The 24,565-nt window shown below is 70.1% G+C and carries 14 protein-coding genes; 3 read left to right on the forward strand and 11 right to left on the reverse strand.

Annotated features, from left to right (window positions below):
* Nucleotides 1-2: 2 nt before the first annotated feature.
* On the reverse strand, nt 3-1,214 hold the full coding sequence (locus E3T28_RS02455; protein WP_134427614.1) for an ABC transporter substrate-binding protein: 1,212 nt from the start codon (nt 1,212-1,214) through the stop codon (nt 3-5).
* Between the two features lie 330 nt (nt 1,215-1,544).
* Here E3T28_RS02455 and ald point away from each other — a divergent pair, with 330 nt between their 5' ends.
* Nucleotides 1,545-2,660 carry an alanine dehydrogenase gene (gene ald / locus E3T28_RS02460; protein WP_134427617.1) on the forward strand — a complete coding sequence of 372 codons (1,116 nt, stop codon included), beginning with the start codon at nt 1,545-1,547 and terminating at the stop codon, nt 2,658-2,660.
* A 104-nt stretch (nt 2,661-2,764) separates the two neighbouring features.
* On the opposite strand, the gene E3T28_RS02470 is transcribed toward ald, so the two are convergent.
* The 9 genes from E3T28_RS02470 to E3T28_RS02515 form a co-directional block, all read right to left on the reverse strand.
* Nucleotides 2,765-5,806, reverse strand: coding sequence for an FtsK/SpoIIIE domain-containing protein (locus tag E3T28_RS02470; protein ID WP_134427620.1), 3,042 nt, complete (start codon nt 5,804-5,806; stop codon nt 2,765-2,767).
* 269 nt (nt 5,807-6,075) lie between these two features.
* Nucleotides 6,076-6,831: an FHA domain-containing protein gene (locus E3T28_RS17060; protein WP_174843988.1), complete on the reverse strand. Its 756-nt coding sequence runs from the start codon at nt 6,829-6,831 to the stop codon at nt 6,076-6,078.
* A complete protein-coding gene (locus E3T28_RS02485) occupies nt 6,828-9,254 on the reverse strand; it encodes a transglutaminase TgpA family protein (RefSeq protein WP_241979131.1) in 2,427 nt (808 codons plus the stop codon). The genes E3T28_RS17060 and E3T28_RS02485 overlap by 4 nt, the downstream gene beginning before the upstream one ends.
* On the reverse strand, nt 9,251-10,606 hold the full coding sequence (locus E3T28_RS02490) for a DUF58 domain-containing protein (protein WP_241979132.1): 1,356 nt from the start codon (nt 10,604-10,606) through the stop codon (nt 9,251-9,253). The genes E3T28_RS02485 and E3T28_RS02490 overlap by 4 nt, the downstream gene beginning before the upstream one ends.
* Nucleotides 10,603-11,574, reverse strand: coding sequence for an AAA family ATPase (locus tag E3T28_RS02495; protein ID WP_134427626.1), 972 nt, complete (start codon nt 11,572-11,574; stop codon nt 10,603-10,605). Before E3T28_RS02495 ends, E3T28_RS02490 begins: the two co-directional genes overlap by 4 nt.
* Before the next feature lie 22 nt (nt 11,575-11,596).
* Entirely contained in the window at nt 11,597-17,569 is a 5,973-nt protein-coding gene (locus tag E3T28_RS02500; protein ID WP_134427628.1) for an Ig-like domain-containing protein, read from the reverse strand.
* Nucleotides 17,524-18,972 (reverse strand): serine/threonine-protein kinase, encoded by a 1,449-nt coding sequence (locus tag E3T28_RS02505; RefSeq protein ID WP_134427630.1) that lies wholly within the window; start codon nt 18,970-18,972, stop codon nt 17,524-17,526. The genes E3T28_RS02500 and E3T28_RS02505 overlap by 46 nt, the downstream gene beginning before the upstream one ends.
* 118 nt (nt 18,973-19,090) lie before the next feature.
* A complete protein-coding gene (locus E3T28_RS02510) occupies nt 19,091-19,897 on the reverse strand; it encodes a PP2C family protein-serine/threonine phosphatase (RefSeq protein ID WP_134427632.1) in 807 nt (268 codons plus the stop codon).
* A 28-nt stretch (nt 19,898-19,925) separates the two neighbouring features.
* A complete protein-coding gene (locus tag E3T28_RS02515; protein ID WP_134427634.1) occupies nt 19,926-20,999 on the reverse strand; it encodes an FHA domain-containing protein in 1,074 nt (357 codons plus the stop codon).
* Nucleotides 21,000-21,163: 164 nt separating this feature from the next.
* Here E3T28_RS02515 and E3T28_RS02520 point away from each other — a divergent pair, with 164 nt between their 5' ends.
* Together E3T28_RS02520 and E3T28_RS02525 are read left to right on the forward strand one after the other, a co-directional pair.
* Nucleotides 21,164-21,646, forward strand: coding sequence for an Lrp/AsnC family transcriptional regulator (locus tag E3T28_RS02520; RefSeq protein WP_134427636.1), 483 nt, complete (start codon nt 21,164-21,166; stop codon nt 21,644-21,646).
* A 5-nt stretch (nt 21,647-21,651) separates the two neighbouring features.
* Complete coding sequence (locus E3T28_RS02525; RefSeq protein WP_134427638.1) at nt 21,652-23,157, forward strand: aspartate aminotransferase family protein; 1,506 nt, start codon at nt 21,652-21,654, stop codon at nt 23,155-23,157.
* 53 nt (nt 23,158-23,210) lie between these two features.
* On the opposite strand, the gene E3T28_RS02530 is transcribed toward E3T28_RS02525, so the two are convergent.
* Entirely contained in the window at nt 23,211-24,410 is a 1,200-nt protein-coding gene (locus E3T28_RS02530) for a DUF4192 domain-containing protein (RefSeq protein WP_134427640.1), read from the reverse strand.
* Nucleotides 24,411-24,565 lie beyond the last annotated feature (155 nt).

The following is a 24,565-nucleotide window of genomic DNA, read 5'->3' on the forward strand; positions in this document are numbered from 1 at the left end:
CCCTACGAACCCAGCAGGATGCCCTGGAAGGCGGCATCGTACTTCTGCTCCTCCGCACCGGTCAGGGTGCGGAAGACGCGGGCCTTGGCCAGAGTCGCATCGTCCGGGAAGATCAGCTGGTTGTTCGCGAGCTCAGGGTCGATCGCCATCGCGGCCTCCTTGGCCCCGGCGACCGGGGTGATGTAGTTCACGTAGGCGGCAACCTCGGCGGCGACGGCCGGGTCGTAGTAGTAGTCGATGAGCTTCTCGACGTTCGCCTTGTGCGGGGAGCCGATCGGCACCAGGAAATTGTCGTTCCAGAGGGTTCCGCCCTTATCGGGCACCACGAACTCCCATTTGTCGCCGTTCTCCGCGTTCAGCTGAACGATGTCGCCGGACCAGACGATGGCGGCGAGGGTGTCTTCGTTGATGAGGTCTTCCTTGTAGGCGTTGCCCTTGATGTTGCGCACCTGGCCGTCGGAAACCTGCTTCTCCAGCACGTCGATCGCGGCCATGTACTCGTCGTCGCCCCAGTCGCCGGAGATGTCCACGCCCATGTCGGACATGATCAGGCCCATGGTGTCGCGCATCTCGGACAGAACGCCGACCCGGCCCTTGAGGTCCGGGCCCCACAGGTCCTCGACCGACGCGAGGCCGTTCGGCAGCTTCTCCTTGTTCCAGCAGATGCCCGCGAACCCGCCCTGCCACGGCACGCTCATCTTGCGGCCGGGGTCGAAGCCCACGTCTTTCAGGGAGGGGAGAAGGTTCTTCAGGTTGGGGATGTTGGCCTGGTCGAGTTCCTGCGTGTAGCCGAACCGGATCCAGCGGCCGACCATCCAGTCGGTGAGGCAGACCGCGTCGGCGCCGATGTCCTGGCCGAGGGCGAGCTGATCCTTCACCTTGCCGTAGTACGTGTTGTTGTCGTCGACGGCCTCGGTGTACTCGACCTTGATCCCGGTCTCGGCCGTGAACGCATCCAGAGTGGGGTAATTGCCGGCGTCGTCGACGTCGATGTAGAGCGCCCAGTTGTCCCAGCGCACAAGCTTGCTGCTGTCGGACTCGTCCGGGGCGGCGGTCGGCTTGGTGGCGCTGCCGGTCGAGCACGCGGCGAGCGCGAGGGCGGCGGCCCCGCCACCGGCTCCGGCGAGCAGGGTGCGGCGCCCCATCTGGGCGGCCCGGGCCTGACGGACGAGTTGGGCAATCATGGGATCTGCGGGCAACGGCCTGGGCTTCATGGTCGGATCTCCTTGCACTTCTCAGCGGATGAGCTCTCACAGCGTTCATGGCGAGTTGCTAGATACTCGCACAGGAGCGCCCCGTGCGCACCCAAGAGTGGCCGAATCGTTAATTTTTGCTCATGCCACGCACGAAATCCGCACTCCCTAGCGCCATTTTCATTCGAAATGAGCCGTTCGGCGGCTGTAGGATTTCGCTCAGGACAACGGGGTCCCCCGTTGAGGGTGTGAACCAATTCGACGGAGATTTTCGCCAGAATGGCGATTTACGGCCCCAAAAGCGCATTTTGCCTCAAAATCTCCGTCGAATTCGTTAGTTAAGGGAGCGCCATGAAGGTTGCAGTTCCGGCAGAGATCAAGAACAACGAGTTCCGGGTGGCGATCACTCCGGCCGGCGTGCACGACCTCGTGGCGCACGGGCACGAGGTGCTAATCGAAACGGGGGCCGGGCGCGGCTCCGGGCTCAGCGACGAGAGCTACGCCGCGGCGGGCGCGACGATCATGCCGGACGCCGCGTCCACCTGGGCCGCCGCCGACCTGCTGCTCAAGGTGAAGGAGCCCGTCCAGAGCGAATACGCCTTTTTCCGTTCCGATCTGCTGCTGTTCACCTACCTGCACCTGGCCGCGGAACCTGCCCTGACCAGCGCGCTGCTGGAGAGCGGCGTCACCGCGATCGCCTACGAGACCGTGCAGCTGCCGACTCGGGCCCTGCCCCTGCTCGCGCCGATGAGCGAGGTCGCGGGCCGCCTGGCACCCATCGTGGGTGCCAACGTGATGCTCAAGCCCAACGGCGGACCGGGCCTGCTCGTGCCCGGGGTGCCCGGAACGCATCCGGCCCGGGTCACCGTGCTCGGCGGCGGCGTCGCCGGCACCGCCGCCATGCAAGTGGCCCTCGGGCTCGGCGCCCAGGTGACCGTGCTCGACACCAACCTGTTCCGCCTGCGCGAAATCGACGCCCTGTATTACGGACGGGTGCAGACCATCGCCTCGAACAGCTTTGAGATCGACCGGGCGCTGGTGTTGTCCGACCTGGTGATCGGGTCGGTGCTGATCCCCGGAGCCCGGGCCCCCAAACTCGTCAGCAACGAGCTCGTCTCCCGGATGAAACCGGGCAGCGTGCTCGTGGACATCGCCGTGGACCAGGGCGGATGCTTCGCCGACTCTCACCCGACGACGCACGCCGACCCGACTTTCACCGTGCACCGCTCCCTGTTCTACTGCGTGGCCAACATGCCCGGCGCCGTTCCCAGCACCTCCACCTATGCGCTCACCAACGCGACACTGCCCTATGTTCGGCTGATCGCGAACCGTGGCTGGAAAGACGCGCTCCGAACGGATGCCGCACTCGCCCTCGGCCTGTCCACGGTCGGCGGCCGGGTCACCAGCGGCCCGGTCGCGACCGCGCACTCGCTGCCGCTCCGTGAACTGGTGGACGCGTTGGCCTGATCCGCGACCGGGTCCCGTCATTCACGAGGCGGCTGGCGTTACGGCGGGCGAGGCGGCTGGCGTTCTGGCGGGCGAGGCGCCTGGCGTTCTGGCGGGCGATACGGCTATGCGACCGGGGGCCGCAGAGTGGCTCGGTGCACGGTGCCGTCCGGGCGCAGCACCCAGACCCGACCGCGGTTGGGTGCCAGCGGCGGCGGCAGGTCCCGGCGTCGGCTGATCGCCCGGTAGTCGGCGAGGCTGCAGCCGTCGAAGACGAGGTCCGCGTGCGGGCGCAGGGCACCGAGCAGGGACCACTGCGCCTGCCACGCGTCGACGTCGCCGACGAAAGCGGTCCCCGACTGCGTCTCGCTGAGCCGGAGCGGCGCCCCCGCGTGCGCCACCTCCGCAATCGCGTCGTGGGACGCTGCGGCGAGGTCGACGACCCGCGCACCGGGGACCGCGCCGAGCGCCGCCGCCGTGCGGGACGGCGAACCCGACACGACGAGAAGGGTCTGCCCCGGCAGTCCCAGGAGCGCGGCGACATCCGGAAGCGTCGGGGCATCCGGACGTTTCATCAGGCCCAGGCTCCCCGGACTTCCTGGGCCACCCGGGCCATCCGGACCTGCACGGCCCTGCTCCGGCGCGAGAAGCTGGATGCGGTGGCCCTGCCAGGTCCCGCCGCCGGGCGGGAGCTGGTCGTCGAACAGGGCGGCCGCTCCCCCGGCCGCGACATGCTCGCCGACATCGGCCAAGCGCAGCACCAGCCGTCTCTGACACAGAGTCGGCAGGGCCTGAAGCGATCCGGTGAGCCGCTGCGCGGCCACGACGATGCGGACTCCGCCGTCCGCCCCGTCTCGGAGCAGTCCGGCGAGTAGCTCGAGGGCTGCCGGGCGGTGTTCCTGGTCCCAGCGGGCGTGCACGGAATCGAAGTCGTCGAGCAGCAGCAGCCGGGCCACCGGGCTCCCCCCGGCGTCGAGGCGTCGGCGCGCCTGGACCAGGGCGTCCCACACGGCCTCGACATCGGCACCGAACAGGTCGGCATCACCGACAGGTGCGAACCCCGCCACGACCGACGCCAGTGCCGCTGACTTGCCCGAGCGGGGCCCGCCGATCACGAGCAGGCTGCCCTCGCCCATCGGCTCGTAACGGGCCACCCGGTAGCGCTGGAGCTCCGGCTCATCGAGCAGCCCCAGCAGTGCTCCGGGCTTGGCACGGATGCCGGGCGCGGCACAGTCCTGCCCGGGAGCCGGAATGGGGCCGTCGGACGCGTACTCGTCGACCGCCGTTCCGCTCGCGACCAGGGCAAGGAGGTCCACGCGGCTCAGGCTCGCGGGCAGCAGGTCGAGCCAGGGGCGCCGGGGTCTCGGCTCCCCGGCGGCCGCCGCGGCGAGGTCGCTGATCTCCTGCTGCGAGGTCGTGGCCACCTGGCAGAGCACCGGTCCTGAGGAGTCCGTGGCGATCAGACACCGGCCGGCCTGGTCGGCGCCGAGGGCCGCGGCGGCATCCGTGCCCAGAACCGCCACGCTGTCGGCGCGGTTGTTGACCCGCAGCGATACCCGCAGCGTGCAATTGGCGAGCAGGGCGTCGCGCACCACCCCGGTGGGCCGCTGGGTGCAGAGGATCAGGTGGACCCCCAGCGATCTGCCCCGCGCGGCAATGTCGATGAACAGAGCGTGCAGGTCGGGGAAGGCCGTGAGCATGGTCGCGAATTCGTCGACCACGATCACAAGCCGTGGAAGCATCCCTCCGGAATCCTGCCCCCACAGGTGCACGATGTCCCGCGCACCAGCCCGGCCCAGCACACGTTCGCGGTACCGCAGCTCGGCGGCAAGGCTGGCCAGCGCCCGAGCGGACTGGTGCCCGTCGAGGTCGGTGATCAGCCCGACGCAGTGGGGCAGGGCGCACAACGGGGCGAACGCCGCCCCACCCTTGAAATCGACCAGCAGGAACGTCACCTCAGCGGGGCTTGCCACCGCCGCCATCGCCGCAACCCAGGTCACCAGCAGCTCGCTCTTGCCACTGCCGGTCGTGCCGCCGACGACGGCGTGAGGCCCGGCCCCGACCAGGTCGAGCGACACCTCCCCCGATTCGCCGACCCCGATGGCGCAGCGGAGGCTCGGCGATCGGGACTGCCCCTGCCGTACCCGATGCCCGGGTCGGAAGCCGGTGAGTTCGCCGAGGGCGACGGATGCCGGCACCGCCCGCGACGTCGGCACCAAACCGGCCGTCGCGGCCCGGTCGCTCAACACCCGGGCAACCCGGAGCGCCTGTTCGACGGTGATCAGTTCGGGCCGGAAGCCGGTTCCCCAGGCGTGCACGCCGGATCGCAGCACCTCGGCTCGTCCGGGACCCTGCATTCGCACGATGGTGTCGCAGCCGACGGGGAGTGCCTCGAGCGTTCCGGCCAGGGCGATGATCAGCCCCGACCCTGCGGGTGCCGGTTTCCCGGACGCCCCTCCCGGCGGCGCCTCGCAGACCACGACGGTGCGAGCACAGACCGACCCGGTGTCGTACGGGAGCGCGGCCGCCCAGTCCCAACCGTTTTCTGGCACGCTCAGGCGGACCTGGTCGGGCACCAGCGAGCAGGCCAATTGCACCAGGAGCCCGCGGCCCAGCGCCTGCCCGAGCGGAAGCGGTCCGACGATTCCGATCCCCCCGCCGACGTCGGCGACGATGGGCGCCTCGGGAAGGGTGGCCGCCCAGTCGCGCAGGTCGCGATGCTCGTCGAGACCTGCGCCGCCGTCGAGGCGCAGACCGCTCGGCACCGCACCGGACCCCAGGCTCACATCCGATCCCGAGCCGGTCCACCGCAGGGCGGCGTGCGGGGCGGCCACGATGCTGTTGGCCGAGGGTGTGCGCCGCCACTGCAGGCGGCGCAGCTCCTCCTGGCGTAGGGCCACTTCGGCCCGCAGGGTCACCAGGGCCTGCTCCTGGTCGGCGGCGTTCGCGCGCCGGGTGCGCCGCCCCGTGCGGCGCGCGTCGAGCATGCCGGCCAGGGCGATGACCGGGCCGAGTACCGCGAAGATCAGCACGAAGGCCGAACCCGTGATCAGCCAGATCACCCCCGCCGCGGCCAGCGGCGCCACGCTCGCGATCAACGGGAAGCCGGGCGCCGGCGGGTCGGCCGGACGGGCGGGGAGGGTCAGCGGGACATCGGCTCGGATCACCGCACCAGCCCATCACTCCGGGGGCGATCCCAGCGGCACGCACCGGCATCCGTGGCGGACAGGCGGCCGACAGGGCTGGGGAGGGATCAACGGGTGTGGCACCCAACGAGTCTCGAACCAATTCGACGGAGATTCTCGTCTGAAAACACTTTTTGGGCGGTTCCGGGGCCGGTTTGGGCAAAATCTCCGTCGAATTCGTTCGGGCCGGCTCGTTCGGGCCGGCTCATTCGGGCCGGCGCCGGCCCGGGCAGGGAGCGGCTCGCAGGCGACTAGTTGAGGATGAAGAACTGGTCCGCGATCTCGACGCGGGAACCACGCGGCACCAGATAGCGCCGGCCGGGTTCGCAGCGAACCAGTACCGCATCCGGGCGACGGATGATCGTGCCGTTCCCCGAGAACCGGTCACTGACCCAGAACTCGCCCTCGTGCTGGCCGAACTCGAGGTGGCTCTTCGACACCGACCGACCGAGGTCGTTGATCTGCACCAGGATGTCGACGTGTTCGGTCGGCTGGGGCAGCGGTCGGCGACCGATCAGGCCGGTGCCCAGGGCCGAGATCGTCTCCCCCGTGCTGAACTGGAGCACGAACAGGGACGCGGCCGAGGGGGCCGCGTCGAATGAGGATGACGTGGCCGAGGGGGCCGCAGGCTGAACCGACAGCGGCGCCGGGGCGGGATCCGGATCGGGGATCTCGACCGAGACGGAGAACACCGGAGCCGGGACGACGGGGGCCGGGAGGAGAGGAGCGTCAACCGGAGCCGGGAGGACCGGGACCGGGACCGGGGCCCGGACCGGGGCCGGGACCGGAGCCGGGAGGACCGGGGCCGGGGCCGGTCCCGCAATCGGAACCGACACCACCGGCACGGAGATCACGGTGTTCCGGCGGAGCGGCTGGATGACAGTGGTGTCGCCGGGCCGCGGATCCGGGCGTTTCCGGGTTTGCGGGGTGGCGGTGCTCGAGCTGCCGCATTCACCGCAGAACATGGCGCCGACGGGCAGCTGCGCACCGCAGATCAGGCAGTTCATGGGCGGGCTCCTCCCGGTGCAGGGCCGCTCCCTCGCGGGGCTGTTCGGTGAACGGATGTCCCTCCAGCGTACCGACCCAACGAGCGCAGCGACACGAGGGCCCGAAGCCGGTCGGTGCGGCTGCCCCCCGCGCCGAGCGAGCGGCACAGGGCGGTGACCGCCGTCCACACCTCCTCGGCGGCGGCATCGTCCGACCGTTCAGGGGAGAACACGGCGCGGTCGACGGCATCCGCGACGACGCCGGCCGCCGTCCTGGGCTCCGTACCCGGCACCAGAACGGCCAGTTCCGTGCGGGTGGCCCCGACCGGAACGTCGACGCCGTGATCGAGGACGGCGTCGGAGAACTCGCGCCAGCCACCGCGGATCCGGTCGAGCGGTGTGGACCGGGTGCGACGCAGGTGCCGTCTGCGCGCCTTGGCGCCGACGATCAGCAGGAAGGGCGCGAGCAGCACACCGAGGCCGAGAAGCGTCCAGGCGGCGACGGTCGCCGCGGCGAGCAGGAAGGCCAGCAGCGGGTCGGATGGGGCCGGCGGATCCTCGGTGCTGCTCTCCGGCGGGGCCGGATCGCGCAGCTCCACCGGGTCGGGGAGCGCCGGGGGCACCACCGACTGCGGCCGGGAGACCACCGTCGGGTCGTCGGGGGCCCGCGCCGGGATGTCGCGCACGGCCGGGTTCGGATCGATCGTGGCCCAGCCCAGTGTGGAGGCCACCTCGATCCACGCCGAGATGTCGGAACCGACAACGGGGATCGCCTCTGCCCCCGACGCCGTCTCGCCCCCGGAGGCGGCCCTCGGCACGAAGCCGATGACGACCCGGGCCGGGAAGCCGAGCCGGCGCGCCATCAGGGCCGCGGCGACGGCGTATTGCTCGGCGTCGCCGAGCATGGGTTGATCGGTAAACAGCTCGCTGATCCGGTCGGCACCGTGCCCGGACCGGCTCACCGGTTCGTCCGGGAGGATGCCGTGGCTGATATAGCCATCCGTCTTGAGCCCGTCGAGCATGGCCTGCAACTGCACGCCGGGCGGGTCGCCGGCCCGCACATAACGGGCCAGAGCCTGTTCGAGCTCGTCCGGCAGAATAGCCGGCTCGGGCAGCACGGCGCTGCCCGGCCGCAGAGCGGCCAGGCTGTCCGGGGAACGGGGGACGACACCCACGCTCCGGTAGCTGTCGCCTCTGACCAGCCCGGTGAGCACCGCGGCCGTGCCGCTGTTGTCGTTGTAGTAGAAGGAGTCGGAGCGTACGATCCGGGTGGGTCCGGTGAACGTGATGCTTTCGAGCTGTCCGGCGCCGGGCACCCAGACGCCGGTGTAGCCCTCGACCGTCACCGTGAGGGTGGTCTCGTCGCCGTCGACCAGGGACTGGTCGAGCCGGTCCGGCAGCCGGGTGAACGAGCCGGACGCGCTGCTGACCTGGTCGCTGCCGACCGAGTAGACGATCCCGTCGTAGCTGTCCAGGGTGGCCAGCCGGAGCCGACCACCGCTCGGCAGGCCGGCCACCTCGAGGAGCACGGCATCCGACCGCCCGGTCTGCAGGTAGCCGCGGAACTCGCTCAGCGGGCTCGGGTAGGCGCGCGGGTCGAACGGCTGCTGCACCCGGGCGCGCGCCACGTCGCGGGGCACGTCGGCCGGCAGCAGGACCGCGGCCCCGGTACCGGCGGCGATCGCCACCGCCACGATCACGGCGGCGCTGACCAGCCCGCGGGCGGCCGCGAGCCGCCGGTGGGAAGACGACGCCGTACTGCGGCGGGATTGCTGCAGGGTGAGCCGCCGGGCGGATCGGCGACGCATCCAGCGAAACCAGAGCAGCCAGGCCAGGAGCACGACGAAGAGGCCGAGACCGGTTCCGATCGGCATGCTCGCGACCGTCGGCCCCAGCACGATGCCGCTGACGAAGAGGGCGGCGGGGGCCAGGGTGCCGAACTCGCCGACCGGGGCGCGGAGGGCCACCGACAGCCCGATCACCGTGCTGAGCAGCACGAGGATGAAAGCAGGCACGAGCAGCGCCTGATAGGAACCGACCGGCAGCACGATGGTGACGAGCTGTTTCCAGCTCAGCGCGGTCGCCGCGAGCAGGTCGAGGAAGCCGTCCGGGGTGGGCAGGACGCCGCCCACCGCCCGACCGGGAACGGCCAGCGGCACCCCGGCGAGGAGATACACCCCCACCGTGGACAACGCCACCAGCCAGGTGCCCCAGCGCAACAGCGCTCCTAGAAGGGCAACGAGCGCGCCGAGGGCGAAGGTGACGCAGACCAGCACGATGAACTCGCGGCTCTGATAGACCGGCCAGAACGAGGCTGCGGCGATGACGGTCGCCAGCAGCAGCCCGATGGTGTTGCCGACGATGAAGCGCCAGTCCAGACGGATGCCGCCGGCCGCCATCCCGTCCCGGCGCGCGCCGCGCCGCCGTACCCCGCGCGCGCTCATGCCGCCTTCGTTCGAGCGAGGCTGTGCTGGAGGTCTTCGAGGTAGCCGATGGTGAGTACGCTCAGCTCGGCCACCCGGCGGAAGCTGGGCACGGTCTCCGGGGCGCAGATCACGGCGACCACGTCGACCCCGGCCGGGAAACGGCTGGCGGCCGTGCGCAGCTGGGTCAGGGTGGTCGCCGACCCGCAGACCAGGAAGGCCACCGAGATACCCGCCACTGTGTCCGCGGCAGCCCGGGCAAGTTCGCTGACCGGCAGGGCCGCAGAGGAACGATCCACGCCGCTGAGATCGTCGAGCAGCCGGGCGCGGGTGAGGGTGCGGAGCGAGCGGAGACCCGGCATCCGTCGTCGGTTGGAGTCCGGCGGCACCGCACTCGCGACCACGGAGACCGTGCGCGCGTCACGGATGGCCCGCACCCCCAGGCTGCCGGCGACGCTGACGGCCAGCTCGAATTCGTCCTCGTCGGCGTAGTCGGACTCCGCCAGGCTGAGCGCGACCATGAGGTGGCTGCGGCGGGATTCCTCGAACTGTCGCACCATGAACCGCCCGGTCTTCGCGGTGCTCTTCCAGTGGATGGCGCGCCGCTCATCGCCGGCCACGTATTCGCGCAGGGCGTGGAACGACACATCGCTGTTCGTCAGATCGCGGGTGGGATTGCCCTCGAGGTCGCGGATGAAGCCGGTGCTCATGCTCGGGATCGAGACCGTGCGCGGATGCACGAACAGTGAGACCTGTTCCGACCAGGCCACCTCCCGGCGCAGCAGCCCGATCGGGTCGGCTCGCGCCGTCCGCACCGGGCCGATCGGGATCACGCCGCGTTTTCGGGTCGGCACGATGAAGACGTCCGAGAAGTCCTCGCCGCGGGCGAGGCTCGGCATCGCGAATTCGGCCAGCCCGGCACCGACCGGAACCTCGACGCCGACGCCCGGCAGCCGTCGGCGGGTCGGGTTCCGCACGTTGACCTGGCCGGGCACCCGCTCCCCCACCACAACCCGGTCCACGGGCAGGTGCAGGTGGATCTCAAACGCGTTCCGACCGATCAGGAAACAGGAAGCCGCGACCAGGAGCACGAGCCCGGCCCAGCCGATCACGATGAACTCGGTCCAGCCCAGGGCGTACCCGACGAGGAACGACGCCCCCACGACGGTCAGGGCGGCCCAGCCGAGCGGGGTGACCACGGAGGAGACCACGTGCAGGGCGCGGGTGGCACGAGCGCTCGCCTCCCGCGCGAAGCGCACTCCCGCCGCGACCGTCTCGGCCAGTCGGCCGTCGCCGGAGGTGCCCACAGGCACCGCAGCAGGTGGCGTGAGCGCCGTGACCGCGCCCGCGTCGATCGGCGCTCCCTGCGTCACGCAGCTTGCCTGTCGCTGGGCGGCGGCGTCTCGATCAGCACCCGGGCGATCACGCTGGAGGCGGTGACCCCGTCGAATTCGGCCTCGGGGTCGAGCACCAGCCGGTGCGCGAGCACCGCGTCCGCCAGCTCCTTGACGTCGTCGGGCACCACATAGTGGCGGCCGTTCGCGGCGGCGAGGGTCTTCGCCGTGCGGATCAGAGCGAGCGCCCCGCGGACGCTGACGCCCAGGCGCACCTCGGAGCTCGTGCGGGTGCCGTCGATCAGGCGCGCCACGTAGTCGTTGATGGTGGCGTCGACGTAGACGGTGCGGGCCAGGGCCGCGAGCTCGACGACGGTCGCCGCGGACACCACCGGCGGCACGATCACCTCGTGCGCGCGCTGCCCTGCGCCTTCGAGGATGCGGATGGTCGAGGCGTGGTCCGGGTATCCGATGGACTCCTTCATGATGAACCGGTCCAGCTGGGCCTCCGGCAGCCGGTACGTGCCGGCCTGCTCGATCGGGTTCTGGGTGGCGATCACCATGAACGGGGCCGCGACCGGGTGGGTGACGCCGTCGACGGTGATCTGCCCCTCCTCCATCACCTCGAGCAGTGCGGCCTGGGTCTTCGGGCTGGCCCGGTTGATCTCGTCGGCCAGCACGATGTTCGCGAAGACCGGCCCGCGGTGGAATTCGAATGCACCGCTGCGCTGATCGTAAATGCTCACCCCGGTGATGTCGCCCGGCAGCAGGTCCGGGGTGAACTGCACCCGGTTGCTGGTGCCGCGCACACTTTGCGCGATAGCGCGCGCGAGCGAGGTCTTGCCGGTGCCCGGCACGTCTTCGAGCAGCAGGTGCCCGCCACTGAGGAGCGCGGTGAACGACATCCGGATGACGTGGTGCTTGCCCAGCAGCACCTGCTCGACCCCGGTCACCAGTCGGTCGAAAACGTCGGCGAACTGGGTCGCCTGCTCCGCGGTCATCGTCATGGGGTGATCACTTTCGTGTAGTTCATGGTGCATAGGTGTAGCTCTGATTATTCACGGTCACCGTCAGGCGCACGGTGCCGGCCGCCGGAGGCGGCACGTCGGTGCCGACTCTGCAGGTGTTCGGGGAGTCGGCGTCCCGCGGGGCCACCGCGGCGTCGCCGGGCACCGAGCACCTGTAGGCGGCAGGGAGGCCGTTGTTCTCCGGCCCGTTTGTCCAGCTGATGATTCCGGTGGCGGGGTCGTACGCGAGCCCGGTCACAGTGAATCTAACGGATGCCTCGGGCGCGGCCACCGTGCCCGACCACGGCCCGCAGGATCCCCAGCCGGTACAGGCCGAAACCTGATAGCGCACGACCGCGCCGAACGGGAGCCCCAGCAGTTCACGCGGCCAGCCCGCCCCACCGAAGACGACCTCCGATTCCGGAACGACGTTGCCGGAGCCGTCGACCGCGCGCAGTCGGTAGTCCCGGATGCCCGCGCTCGGGCTGATCCCGTCGACGCGCAGATCCCAGGCATCGCCCCGCACGGCCATGCGGCTCTGCACGTCGGTGACCGGCCCCGGCGCCGGCCGCACGAGCACACTCGCCACGGCCGTCGGGGCGCAGCCGGCCCGGTTGTAGCCCCAGACAACGAAGTAGTACCGGCCGTTATCGGCGAGGAGGCTGTCGAACACGGCGCTGGTCACGTCTCCGGCCAGCATCCGCTGTTCGGCGACGATTCCCCCCTCGGTCGGCGCCTGGAGCTCCCCCGACGCGGAGACCGTGCACGACTGCGCGCCCCTGGGAATCTGGTCCGTACTCAGCCGCTGCACGAAGTAGCCGCCGATGGGGTCCCCTCGACCGTCGAACCCGTCCCACGTCACGGTCACCGCTCCGGCGGCGTCGGCCGAGCTCGCCGCGACCGTGCCGGCGCGAGCCGGGCCGAACGGCGTCGCGCTGCCGGCCGCACTGTTCCAGCCGGCCAGTGCCGGGTAGGCGTCGTTGCGGGCGCTCACAGTGAACGGGGTGTTGACGCCGTTGACGAGACCCGTCAGGTCGACGGTGCAGGTGCCGGCCCGGCAACTCGGCCCGGAGGCGCTGACTTCCTCTTGGACGGCGCCGTTGCTGGTCACCAGATAACCGCGCATCGCCGTTCCACCGCCGACCGGGGCAACGGTGTTCCAGCGCAGCCGCAGGCCGCCGTCGAGGGGTTCCGCGACCAGCCCGGTCGGCGCGGGCGGCACCGAGTCGGACCAGACCCGATCGGAGAGCACTGTCGCCGCGGACAGGCCGATCCCATTCTGCGCGGCGACCGACACCCGCAGCGCATTGCCCTGGCCGTTGCCGGGCGTCGCGACCTGGCAGGAGGTGGCCGAGCAGAGCGACGTGGACAGAACGGCCCCGGAGCCGGCGTCGAGCAGGGAGATCTGATACCCGGTGATCGCCGAGTTGTTGAAGGCCCCGGCGTTGAATGAGACGGCGAGGCTGCGGTCGGCGAAGCCGGTGACGCGCAGGCTGGACACCGGATCGGGCTTGTCCTGCACCGAAACACGCACAGTGCCCCAGGCATAGCGGCCCGGGTCGTTGGTCGCGTCGGCCACCTGGTATTGCAGAGTCAGGTCGGTCGGCGCGGCGTCCGCGGCGACCCGGACCGACAGCCGGCTTCGGTCCGTGCTGGGCGTGATGCTGACTCCGGCCGGAACGGCGCCGCCGTCCAGGCCCCGCACCGCGAGCACGCGCAACGGCACGGACGGGAACGGATTGGTGGCGCCGTCGTTCGCGAGTACGTCGACGACGGTCGTGCGCCCGCGGGGAGCGACCGCTGCATCCGTCACGGGGATGGCGACGGGCCGCGTGGATGCGACCACGCGCAGGTCGATCCGGCCTGCCCTGCCCTCCTGGACGCCGTCGCGCACACCGATGGTGATCGTGCTCCGGGCGCCCTTCGGGGTGGACTCGGTGGCGCGCAGGGTGAGTTTCTGGCCGTCGAGCCTATAGCTGAAACCGGTCGGCAGCGGGTCGAGCACGGCGTAGGCCAGCTCGGCCTGGTCGTTCGGATAGGGGTAGCTGGTAAGCCGGGTCAGGTCGATGACCTTCTCCTGGTCGGGCTCGAAGTCGAGCACGGCACCGCCGAAACCGGGCGGCTGGTTCTCGCGGGGCGTGACCTCGATGGGCAGGACGATGGTCGCCGTGCGCCCGTCCGGATCGTTGGGTCCCGACCCGTCGGTCACCTCGAACGAGATCGACGCCGGCCCGAAGTACTTGTCGGTGCTCGTGAACGCGAGGCCTGTGTCGCTGCGCACCAGGTCGGCCCCGTCGGAGTGGGTGGCCTGCACGAGGCTGCGGTCGGTGAGCCGCACCGTCTTTCCGGCGACGGCGACGACGTAGTCGTTGATGTCGATGTCGAGCAGCGCCTCGCTCTGCACGGTCAGCGGCTTGACGCCGCGGCGCAGCTGGGGCAGGGCGTCGTCGGTTCCGGGAACCCAGATGAGCGCGTAGGACACGATGCTCGTGTCCTCCGGGTGCGCCACCGCGAACGGGATGATCTGGCTGGTTGAGCCCACCGTGACCCGGATGCGCCCGGCCGGCGTCACTTCGGCCACTCCCGAGAAACGGTCGGGGACGCTCAGGGCCAGTTGCGCGGCCGGTCCTTCCGCGAAGAAGACGTTGGCCAGCACGTCGACGTCGACGGTGCGGGCCTCGAGCACATCGGACAGCGCGACGTGGGTGTCGCGGGCGTCCGGCCGTGAGTGCGGGGCGTCCGACCTCACCACGACCGTGAGGAAGGTGGAACTCGTGCCGCCCCGCACGTTCTGGATCTCGTAGATGAAGCCGTAACGCCCCTCTGTCATCGGTGCGGTCACGGCAACGGTGTCGCCGTCGACGACGGCGGTGCCGGAGCCGGCCCCGCCGCTCGCTTCCACGCCGCTGATACTCAGGGTTCCGCCGTCGGGGTCGGAGTCATTGCCGAGCACCCGCACGGCGACCGTGCTGCCGGGGCGCACGACGACCTCGTCCGGAGCTGCGACCGGATTGCGGGCGCCGTCGAGGCGCGGGCTGATGCCCACCCGCACGGTGCCGACGGCCCGGGCCCCGAGCGCGTCGACCACCGAGTAGCTGAACGTGTCCGTGCCGGCCGAGTACTCCCCAGCCGTGTAGTCGAGAGAGTCGACGCCGGTGACCGTGACCGACCCCTTCTCCGGGCTGGTCTCCTGGCCGACCAGCTGCACGGAGTCGCCGTCGGGGTCGATGCCGGACAGCGGGATCGGGATGCTCACCGTGTCACCGGCGAGCACGCGGGCCGTCACCGTCTTGGGCACGGGAGCGCTGTTCGAGGTCGGATCCGCTTCCCGCACCGCGATGCTGACCTCGGCGTTCGCGAACTGGCCGTCCGGGGCGTTCACCCGATAGACGGCGGTGACGTTGCCGGCCGTGTCCGGCGCCAGGAACCGCAGCACGGAGCCCGAGACGAAGAGCAGCCCACCGCCGGCAGGGAGCTCGGTCGCGAGCGCCGGCGCCAGGGTGAGAGTGTCGCCATCGGGGTGCTCGTCGTTGGCGAGCACGGGAATGTCGATGGCGTCGCCGACCCGCACGGAGATGGAGTCCGGCACGGCGATCGGGGCCTGCTTCTGCGCCGGCGGCGGGATCTCGATCACGGTGACCGTGCCCGCGGCGTCCGCGAGGCCGTTGCTGACCCGGTAGCCGAACACGGCCGTGCCGCCCTCGAGCGGTTTGGTCAGGGTGACGCGCAGGATGCGTTGGTCGAGGATCTCGATGCGCAGCCCGCTGTCGGCGGGGACATCCGTGATGCCCGTCACCAGCAGCACCCCGCCGGCCGGATCGGAGTCCGTGGCGAGCACGTCCACGAGGGTGGCCTGCTGACCGCGGATAAAGGCGGTGTGCGGCACGGTGACGGGGGCGGTACTGGCGTCGGGCGCAGCCGTCACATTGACGCGGATGCGTCCGGTGGCGGTGATTTCGCCATCCGTCACCGCGTACTCGATCTCGTGCACGCCCACCACGCCGCTCTGCAACCGAAAGGTGCCGGCGTCGAAGTCCGCCGTGATGCTCACCTCGGGTTTGGCCGGCACGCTGCTCAGGCGCAGCGGCGCCGAACCGCCGCGCACATGCTCGAGCGGCGACACGGTCACCTCGCTGCCGGCGGTCGCAAGCACCACGAACGCCTCCGCGACGATGGGCACCGACCCGCTGGGCCGAACCATCACCGAGAGCGTTCCGGCTCCACCCAAACGGCCGTCGGAGACGGTCAGGCCCACCGTTTTCGCGCCTCCGCCCGCCCCGGCATCCGTGTAGACGACGGACCCGGCCGGCGTGAAGCTGACCTGGTCCGGTGCCGGCGCGGTCGCCGCCGCGAGGTAGAACGGGTCGCCGTCCGGGTCGACCCAGTCACCGAGCACCGCCGTGGTCACCCGCCCACCGGCGCGCACCGTGGTGTTCGTCGTGCGGGCCTGCACGGGCGCGGCGTTCTCTTCGGGAGCGCGCACCGTGACCGTGACCGTGGCCGAGGCCGTCCCGCCGCGCCCGTCGTCGATGGTGTAGTCGAAGCTGAGGGTCCCGGCTGCCTCCGGCGTGAGGGTCAGCTGCACCTGCTGGGTGTCCGCCACGAGCTCGAGCCGCCCGGCCGACTCGGGCACGGGGGTGAGCGCCGAGATCACGAGTACGTCACCGTTGGGGTCGAAGTCGTTCAGCAGCACCGGCAGGGTGACCGTGCGTCCGGGCCGGCCGCCGAAGGAGTCGTCGACGGCCACGGGTGGCAGCTGCGACTTTTCGTACTCCGGTTCGACGTCGTCCGCGGTCTGCTCGACCTGCTGCTGGTCCGGGTCGGTGTCGATCAGGTCGGCCCAGTTGTCGATCAGTTCGTTGCCCTGCTGCACCGCCCAGGCCGCGCCGTTGCGGGCGTCGTTGAGAACGAGTCCGGTTCCGTTCCGCCGGAAGGCGAGCCGGGCGTCTCCGGCGACGCCGGACAGCGTGGCGGTGGCTTCGACGGTTCCGTCGCCGCCAGCCGTATCGGCCGTAGCGACCGTTCCGCAGTCGCGCCAGACGGTTCCGTCCGACCAGGCGGCGTGGGCGCAGGAGGCGTCCTGCACCGGCACGGCGGCGTCCCCGCTCCGCCCCGTGACCAGCGGTGTCAGGCGTCCGCCGGTACCGGGCACCGCGATGAGTCCCTCCCGGTGGGCGACGAGAACGCGGTCGCCCGTCACGCTCGGCTCCGACAGGACCGGCTCATCCCCGGCACGGATGCTCCCGGACAGGTCTTCGGTTCCCTCCGCCTGGAACAGTCGCCGGGTCGTCGCGTTGAGCAGCGCCCACCGGCCGTCGACGCTGGTCAGCTGGTAACGGTCATCCGCTTCGCCGGCCGTGAGAGTGACCGTGCTGGTGATGGTGTCTGCAGTGAGCAGGTCGACCCGAGCGAGCTCCCCCGTCGCCGGCGTGAAGGCATACAGCACCCCGGCCGGATCGAGGCTGATCACGGAGCCGGCGCCGAATGCCAACGTCGGTTCGGCGGTGCTGTCGAACTCGGAGAGCCGGCTCGCGGCCACAGGCCAGACATCTCCGTTCGCGGTGATCACCGCGCGGTCGCCGGCCAGGAAGACCGAGGCGGCCTCCGGCGGCAGGGCCACGCTGTCGGCCACCTCCGCGGTCGCGGGGTCGAGGATGTCGAGGGCGCTGTTGCCGCGATCGAGCACCAGCACTGTCGCTCCCTGTTGCACCACGTCGAGGCTGCTGCTCCCGGCGTTGACGACTGTGTTGAGTTCGAAGACGGCTGTGTTGGCTCGCCCGACCGCCTGGCGGGCCTCGTTCGTCACCCAAACGGCCGCATCCCCAAGGTCGAGGCGTTGCGCGGTGTACCCGCCGGAGACGATGGCCACGGTGGAGATGACGGCCAGGACCACGGTGCCGCTGAGCGCGGTGATGAAGAGCGACCGGTGGCCGGCGAGCCAGCGACGGATCACCTGGTGCCGCCGGACGCGCCAGGAACGGAGGTGTCGACGCATTTTTCCCCGCTCGGAGCGCCGGTCTTGCCGTCCCGGTTGACCGTGACGGTCGCACACACCCTCGGCTCGCCCTGCGGGTCGACCCGGAATTCCGTTCCCCGCTGGATGCTGCTGGCACCGTTCCGCAGGGTCACCACGAAGTTGTCACCGTCCCGGATTCCGGGGTCGGCCCAGTCGAACACGACGGTTCCGGAGCGGAGTTCACCGTCCACATCGCTGACCAGGGGGATGTCGGAGCCCCTCTGGTTCACCAGCACCATCGCCGCCGTGGTCGCGAGCCCCACGATGATCACGGCCGCGGAGATGAGTCCCCAAACCGTGAGCGTGCGCCGCTGCTTCCTGGGTCGGGTGGTCACGGTGTCCCCGTGCGGTCCGGTCAGCTGCCCGGTGCTCTGGACCGGGGTCGCCCGGCGTGCGCCGACGCCGACGGCCGGCGCCTTCCGGCGGCGGCGGCCGGTGTAGGCGTCGACGGAGTTGATGCCCGTGATCCGGGTCTGATCGTCCTGATCGGCCAGCGCGGCCACGGCCCAGCCGTCCTGCTCCACCTCGAGGGGAGTCTGAGCGAGGCCGAGTTCGGCCTCGACGGACTGGAGTTCTCGGATGAGTTCCAGCACGCTCTGCTGCCGCAGTTCCGGTCGCCTCGACATCGAACGATTCAGAATGGCGGAGAGCCGGGCCGGCACGTCGGCGCGGTTGAGCGGCGGGATGCGCGCCTTGTTGATGCGGGCCATCATCTGGGCCGAACCGTTCTCGGTTCCGGCCACTTCGAACGGGGACCTGCCGGCCAGAAGCGAGTAGAGAGTGGCGCCGAGCGACCACACCTCCGAGGCGATCGACCCGGAGATGTTGCCCAGCAGCACCTCGGGAGCCGACCACGGCACGGAGAGCCCGATGGCGTCGCTCCGCTCGGCCTCGCCGAGGGTGGCGGCGATCCCGAAGTCGGACAACACCGGGTGCCCATACGCGGTGAACAGGATGTTGGACGGCTTGAGGTCCCGGTGCAGCACCCCGGACCGGTGCGCGGTCTCGACGGCGCTGGCGATCTTCACACCGATCCGCAGGGTTTCCGGCACGGAGAGCGGTTCGGAACGGTAGCGCTGGCTCAGGGTCGAGGAGCAGTACTCCATGACCAGATACGGTCGCCCGTCCGCGGAGACGCTCGCCTGGAAGACCGTGAGGATCGACGGATGCGAGCTCAGCTGGGCCATCAGATTGGCCTCGGCCTGGAATAACTGGCGCACGTGGTCGTTGACGATCTCGGACAGGAGTACCTTGACCGCGACCTGACGCCTGGGCATGTTCTGCTCGTAGAGGAACACATCGGCGAAGCCGCCGGAGCCGAGCGGCCGGAGATAGGAGTATCCCGGCAGGTTCGGCGGCGTGGAGGGCAAGCGCCGTGCCATATCGCCTCCCGGTGTGCTGGTCAGTGCGTATCGTGCGTGAACGTGCGCGAATCGACCGGGTGACTCGACAGGCGCCCCCTAATTTTAGGCGTCTGCCTGCCACGCGGGAGGTGGAAAACTACCCCAACTCTGGGGGTACGACGTCGTCCACGGCGAGCACATCGAGCACGATCACCGTGACGTTGTCGCGACCACCGTTGTCGAGCGCGGCTTCCACGAGCGCCGACGCCGCGTCATCCGCCCGCGGGTTGGAAATCAGGAAATGACGGATGCCGTACGCCGTCAGCTCCTTCGTCAGGCCGTCGGAGCAGATCAGGAGCCGCATCCCGGCCTGCAGGGGACGGATGCGATAGTCGGGCACGGGCGGTTCGTGGAATCCGACGGCGCGGGTCACGATATTGCCGTGCGGGTGCACATCCGCCTCGTCGCGGGTGATCCGGCCCGCGTCCACGAGTTCCTGCACCACGGAGTGGTCGGTGGTGACCTGTTCCAGCACTCCCGAGGTGAGCTGGTAGACGCGGGAGTCGCCGATGTTGAACACGATCCACTGCGGCACACCGGAGACGACGGCCAGTGCGGCGCCGGTGACGGTCGTCCCGGTGCCGAGGTCGGTCACACCCTCGCCCGAGGCCATGTCGACGACCGAGCGGCTGAGCGCGTCATTGATCGCCTCCGCTTCGAGGTGGTCCGTGCCGGCTAGTTCGGCCAGCCGGGTGACGACGGCCGCACTGGCGACGTCGCCGGCGGAGTGACCGCCCATGCCGTCGGCGACCGCGAAGACGGGGATCTCGGCGACGAGGCTGTCCTCGTTGATCTGGCGGCGATGTCCGGTGTCGGTGAGGGCTGCCCAGGCCAGCGTCACGGATTTCTGCACCGATGGGAGTACGACTGTGGAACCGGTTGAGCCTTGACCAATTTGGGTCACGGTTGTGCCTTCCGAAATTGCCGTGCGCTTACTGACCGGGCATCATGCCGGGTGCGGGGAGGATCTCGATGATATTACCGTCCCCTATGTGCACCGTTGTACCGGGCAGCACCGTCAGCGATTGGCCGGAGCGAAGTCGTTGCCTGCGACCGCGTGGCGGAGCCACCACGGTGCCGTTCGTGGAACCGAGGTCGGTGACGACGACGGAGCCGCCCTCCTGTCGTATTTCCACGTGAGTGCCGGAGACGGCGGAGGTCGGCGAGGCAACCTCGATCAGCCGCGCCGGTGTGGCGGCGGCGATCCGCGTCTGGCGCGGCCGGCGCCCGAGGCGGCACGGGAGGTCCAACGGAATCTGCTCCCCGTCCGGCAGCCGGAGTGCGAAACGGGGCTCGGCGGCGCGAACCCCTTCGCCCGCCGAGGGGCCGCGAACAACGTGCCCGGGAGCAGCCCGGCCGCCGGGGATCAGTGTGTCGGTCCCGACGGGGCCGAGAACGGTGTCCTCGTCGGCCGCGCTGCCGGTCGCGCCGGGAGCGCCGGCGCGCACGATCGTGGCATCGTCGGCGAACGCGCCATACGTGAGTGCGGCATCGGCCGGAGTCGACTCGGATTGCCCATGCTCCGCCAGCGACCAGGACAGGGTGTTCGCGAACACGGAGCCGAGTCCGAAGGGCCGGCCGGAGTCACGGGCGCGCGCGGATGCCACGGGCCGCCCGGTGGACCCCACCGTGAACCCGATCACGGCCCGGAAGTCCGCCAGAAGCCAGGGGCGGATGCCGCCGGCCGAGAAACGACGCGACCCGCCGACCGAGTACACGTCGACCGCGACCTCGCCGCGAACGATTACGGAGACGGGAATGCCATCCTCGTCCGTGGGAGCGCGCTGCACGATCACCGCGAAGTTCTCGACGGCGTGCTCGCCGCCGAGCGGCAGCAGGGCGACCAGCTCCTCGGCTTCGACGTGGGGTTCCGTGACGAGCGCGGCCAGGGTCAGGATGACGCCCGACGGGGTGCCGACGGGCATCGCGGCGATGAAGCCGCGGCCCACGACGAAGGTCCAGGCGGCTTCGGTGCCGGGACCGGTGACAAATCCGACACGCCCCACGGGACTGGTGCCTTTCCGTTGCGTTGGCGAAAGCTCGCCGACGGTTCATCCTAGCGGCGGGAACCGAGCCTGAACCAGGCAATCTTCCGTTGATTCCGTTGCATTCGACCTGAATTGCTTCGGAATCGCTTGCCTGAGGGCACTCGCGCTGGCATACTCGCTGGATGAGCGTAAACGGGCGCAATTCTGCGGGCAAGCCGGCACCACTGGATGATGTCTCGAAGAAGATCATTGAGCAACTCCAGACCGACGGCCGCCGCTCGTATGCCGAGATCGGCAAGGCGGTGGGCCTGAGCGAGGCCGCTGTACGCCAACGCGTGCAGAAGCTGACGGACGCCGGTGTCATGCAGGTCGTCGCCGTCACCGATCCGATGCAGCTCGGATTCTACCGCCAGGCCATGATCGGCATCCGTGCGACCGGGGACACCCGGCTGCTCGCGGACCAGCTGGCAGCGATCCCGGCCGTCGACTACGTCGTTCTGACGGCCGGCTCCTTCGACCTGCTGGTCGAAGTCGTCTGCGAGGACGACGACGAACTGATCGATCTTTTGAACACTCAGATCCGCGGTCTCGAGGGCGTCAGCTCCACCGAGACCTTCGTCTATCTCAAACTCCACAAGCAGCTCTACAACTGGGGAACACGGTAAATAACATGACAACCACAGCACCCACCACGCACTCCGCGGCGACGAAGACCACAGTCAACGCCGACGCAGTCGTCGACTCCACGGCCGACGCCACGGCCGACGCCACGCCCGCACCCCGCGTCTACACGGATGCCGAGAACGCCACCCTGCAGCAGAAGGCCAAAGACCACCTCTGGATGCACTTCTCGCGCCAGTCCGTGCTCGAATCCGGCCATGGCGTGCCGATCATCACCAAGGGTCTCGGCCACCACATCTGGGACTCCAACGGCAGGAAATACATCGACGGCCTCAGTGGGCTGTTCACAGTCAACGCCGGTCACGGCCGCAAGCGGCTCGCCCAGGTGGCGGCGAAGCAGGCCGAGGAACTCGCGTTCTTCCCGATCTGGTCCTACGCCCACCCGAGCGCCATCGAGCTGGCCGACCGGCTGGCGGCCAACGCGCCCGGCGACCTCAACCGGGTCTTCTACTCGACCGGCGGCGGCGAGGCCGTGGAGACCGCCTTCAAGCTGGCCAAGTACTACTGGAAGCTGCAGGGCCGCCCCACCAAGCACAAGGTCATCTCCCGCAACGTGGCCTACCACGGCACCCCGCAGGGCGCCCTGGCCATCACGGGCATCCCGGCCATGAAGGAGATGTTCGAACCGGTCACCCCGGGTGGGTTCCGCGTGCCGAACACGAACTTCTACCGCGCCGACGAGATGGGCTCCGGGCTCGGCGACGACGTGGAGAAGTTCGGCCTGTGGGCCGCCAACCGGATCGAGGAAATGATCCAGTTCGAGGGCCCCGAAACCGTGGCCGCGGTGTTCCTGGAGCCCGTGCAGAACTCCGGCGGCTGTTTCCCGCCGCCCCCCGGCTACTTCAAGCGCGTGCGCGAGATCTGCGACCAGTACGACGTGCTGCTCGTCGCCGACGAGGTCATCACCGCATTCGGACGCATCGGCAACATGTTCGCGTCGACGACCTTCGGGATCGAACCGGACATGATCACCTGCGCGAAGGGCATGACCAGCGGCTACTCCCCAATCGGCGCCACCATCATCAGCGACCGCATCTACGAACCGTTCAAACACGGTGACACCACCTTCTATCACGGCTACACCTTCGGCGGCCACCCGGTCTCCGCGGCCGTGGCCATGGCCAACCTCGACATCTACGAAGAGGAGAAGCTCAACGAGAACGTGCGCGAGAACTCGCCGTTGTTCCGGGCCGAGCTGGAGAAGCTGCTCGCTCTGCCGATCGTCGGCGACGTGCGCGGTGAGGGCTACTTCTTCGGAATCGAGCTGGTGAAGGACAAGGGCACTAAGGAGACCTTCAACGACGCCGAGTCCGAGCGCCTTCTGCGCGGGTATCTCTCCAAAGCACTGTTCGAGGCCGGTCTGTACTGCCGCGCCGACGACCGCGGCGACCCCGTGGTGCAGCTCGCTCCCCCGCTGACGATCGGCCCAGCCGAATTCAGCGAGATCGGCGACATCCTGCACGGCGTGCTGTCGGAGGCGCCCAAGTACCTGTAGCCACATCCGGGCAACCGGATGCCTGAGCCCGATGCCGGTCAGCGGCATCCGGCTCAGGCGTCCGCGGTCTCGTCGTCCGGCGGGACCGCGAACGCCCAGTCGGGCAGGTGCCCCGAACCGAAAACGGCGTTGAGCAGTTCGGCCATGCCGTAGTGCCGGTCGATGGCGAGTGCCTGGTCGACGAAGATGCCGGCGACCGATCCGCGCCCCATCGCCCATGACAACCACGCCAGCATGCACAGCGGCGCCGGCCTGGCCTTCCGCGGAGCCAGGGCGACCAGAACCTTGAACAGCCGGATCGCCTGTTCGATCCGCACGGGGTCGGGGCGCTCCCGGCCGAGGCCGAGCATGAGGTCGCTCGTGACCTGGGAATGCGGACTGTCGACGCCTGCGGCCCGCTCTTCGCCGATGATGTCGTCGACGCTGCGGCCCGTGGCTCGCTGCAGGATGGTGTACCGCAGGTTGAGGCAGTGCGTGTTGCGGCCGACCTCCTCGCCGAAGGCGAACTGCAACATCATCTGGTCCCGGCAGGCCGGCCCCTGCACCAGGAACAGCAGCGCTGCCGCGTCGTCGAGCCCCAGGTTCTGCGGGTCGAAGCCGAGCGCGGTCTCCGCGGCCACCACCGGGTCCAGGATGTCGCCGGCCAGCTCGAGCAGCTCCGGCATCGTGCCGGCCTCGGCGCCGAGCCGGTGATAGCGCGCCAACCGGCGGCCGAGCCGCTCCCGCATCGACGGGTCGACCGTGGGAAGGTCCGCGCGGCTCGAAAGCGTCGCGATGTCACGGCGAACCGCGTCGGGGATGTCCCGGTGCACCTCGGAGGAGGCGATCGCACTCAGCGGATGCCCGCCGGCCGGGCAGTCCGGATCGAAGTACGAGCCCCAGCCGTCGTCGGCCACGCACAGTGCGTCGCGCAGCAGGAAACCGGAGAGCCTGGCCCGAGCGCAGAGCACCTCCACGAAGCGTTCCTGCGGTAGTCCGGTGACGGCAGCGATGGGCTCGTCGGTGTAGATCACGGGGACCAGCGCGTTGACACCCGGGATCTTGCAGATGGTTCCCACGAGTGTGGTGGCGATGCGCTTCAGCACCTTCTCCGGCACCGTCCGGTCGGGCAGGTTGAACCGCATCGCCCCGCAGGTGCGGTTGCCGCGGAAGGCGACGAGCACCAGGCTCTGCTCGGGCTGGAACCCGGCGAGCTGCGGCACGAGCGCGAGGAAGTCGTGCGCTTCCCTGGTCTTGACGATTGTCCTGTTCATGGCTCCACCCTCGCCGGAGCCGCCGCCACCTCCCGATCCGGTCCAGGTCGGTGCACGACTCGGCGGATTCACATTCTGGGGAGGACCGGCCACGTACGCTGGGTTCAGACGGATGCGGCCGGTGGGCGAGCGCACGACACCGACGACAGAACGAG

Origin of the sequence: Cryobacterium sinapicolor, from assembly GCF_004403465.1 — a bacterium.
GTDB classification, from domain to species: Bacteria; Actinomycetota; Actinomycetes; order Actinomycetales; family Microbacteriaceae; genus Cryobacterium; species Cryobacterium sinapicolor.

What these genes read in the sequence shown, in the direction of transcription:
- E3T28_RS02455 (WP_134427614.1), bottom strand. Translation starts at nt 1,214, where the DNA reads ATGAAGCCCAGGCCGTTGCCCGCAGATCCCATGATTGCCCAACTCGTC.
- ald (WP_134427617.1), top strand. Translation starts at nt 1,545, where the DNA reads ATGAAGGTTGCAGTTCCGGCAGAGATCAAGAACAACGAGTTCCGGGTG.
- E3T28_RS17060 (WP_174843988.1), bottom strand. Translation starts at nt 6,831, where the DNA reads ATGAACTGCCTGATCTGCGGTGCGCAGCTGCCCGTCGGCGCCATGTTC.
- E3T28_RS02485 (WP_241979131.1), bottom strand. Translation starts at nt 9,254, where the DNA reads ATGAGCGCGCGCGGGGTACGGCGGCGCGGCGCGCGCCGGGACGGGATG.
- E3T28_RS02495 (WP_134427626.1), bottom strand. Translation starts at nt 11,574, where the DNA reads ATGACGATGACCGCGGAGCAGGCGACCCAGTTCGCCGACGTTTTCGAC.
- E3T28_RS02500 (WP_134427628.1), bottom strand. Translation starts at nt 17,569, where the DNA reads ATGCGTCGACACCTCCGTTCCTGGCGCGTCCGGCGGCACCAGGTGATC.
- E3T28_RS02505 (WP_134427630.1), bottom strand. Translation starts at nt 18,972, where the DNA reads ATGGCACGGCGCTTGCCCTCCACGCCGCCGAACCTGCCGGGATACTCC.
- E3T28_RS02520 (WP_134427636.1), top strand. Translation starts at nt 21,164, where the DNA reads ATGAGCGTAAACGGGCGCAATTCTGCGGGCAAGCCGGCACCACTGGAT.
- E3T28_RS02525 (WP_134427638.1), top strand. Translation starts at nt 21,652, where the DNA reads ATGACAACCACAGCACCCACCACGCACTCCGCGGCGACGAAGACCACA.
- E3T28_RS02530 (WP_134427640.1), bottom strand. Translation starts at nt 24,410, where the DNA reads ATGAACAGGACAATCGTCAAGACCAGGGAAGCGCACGACTTCCTCGCG.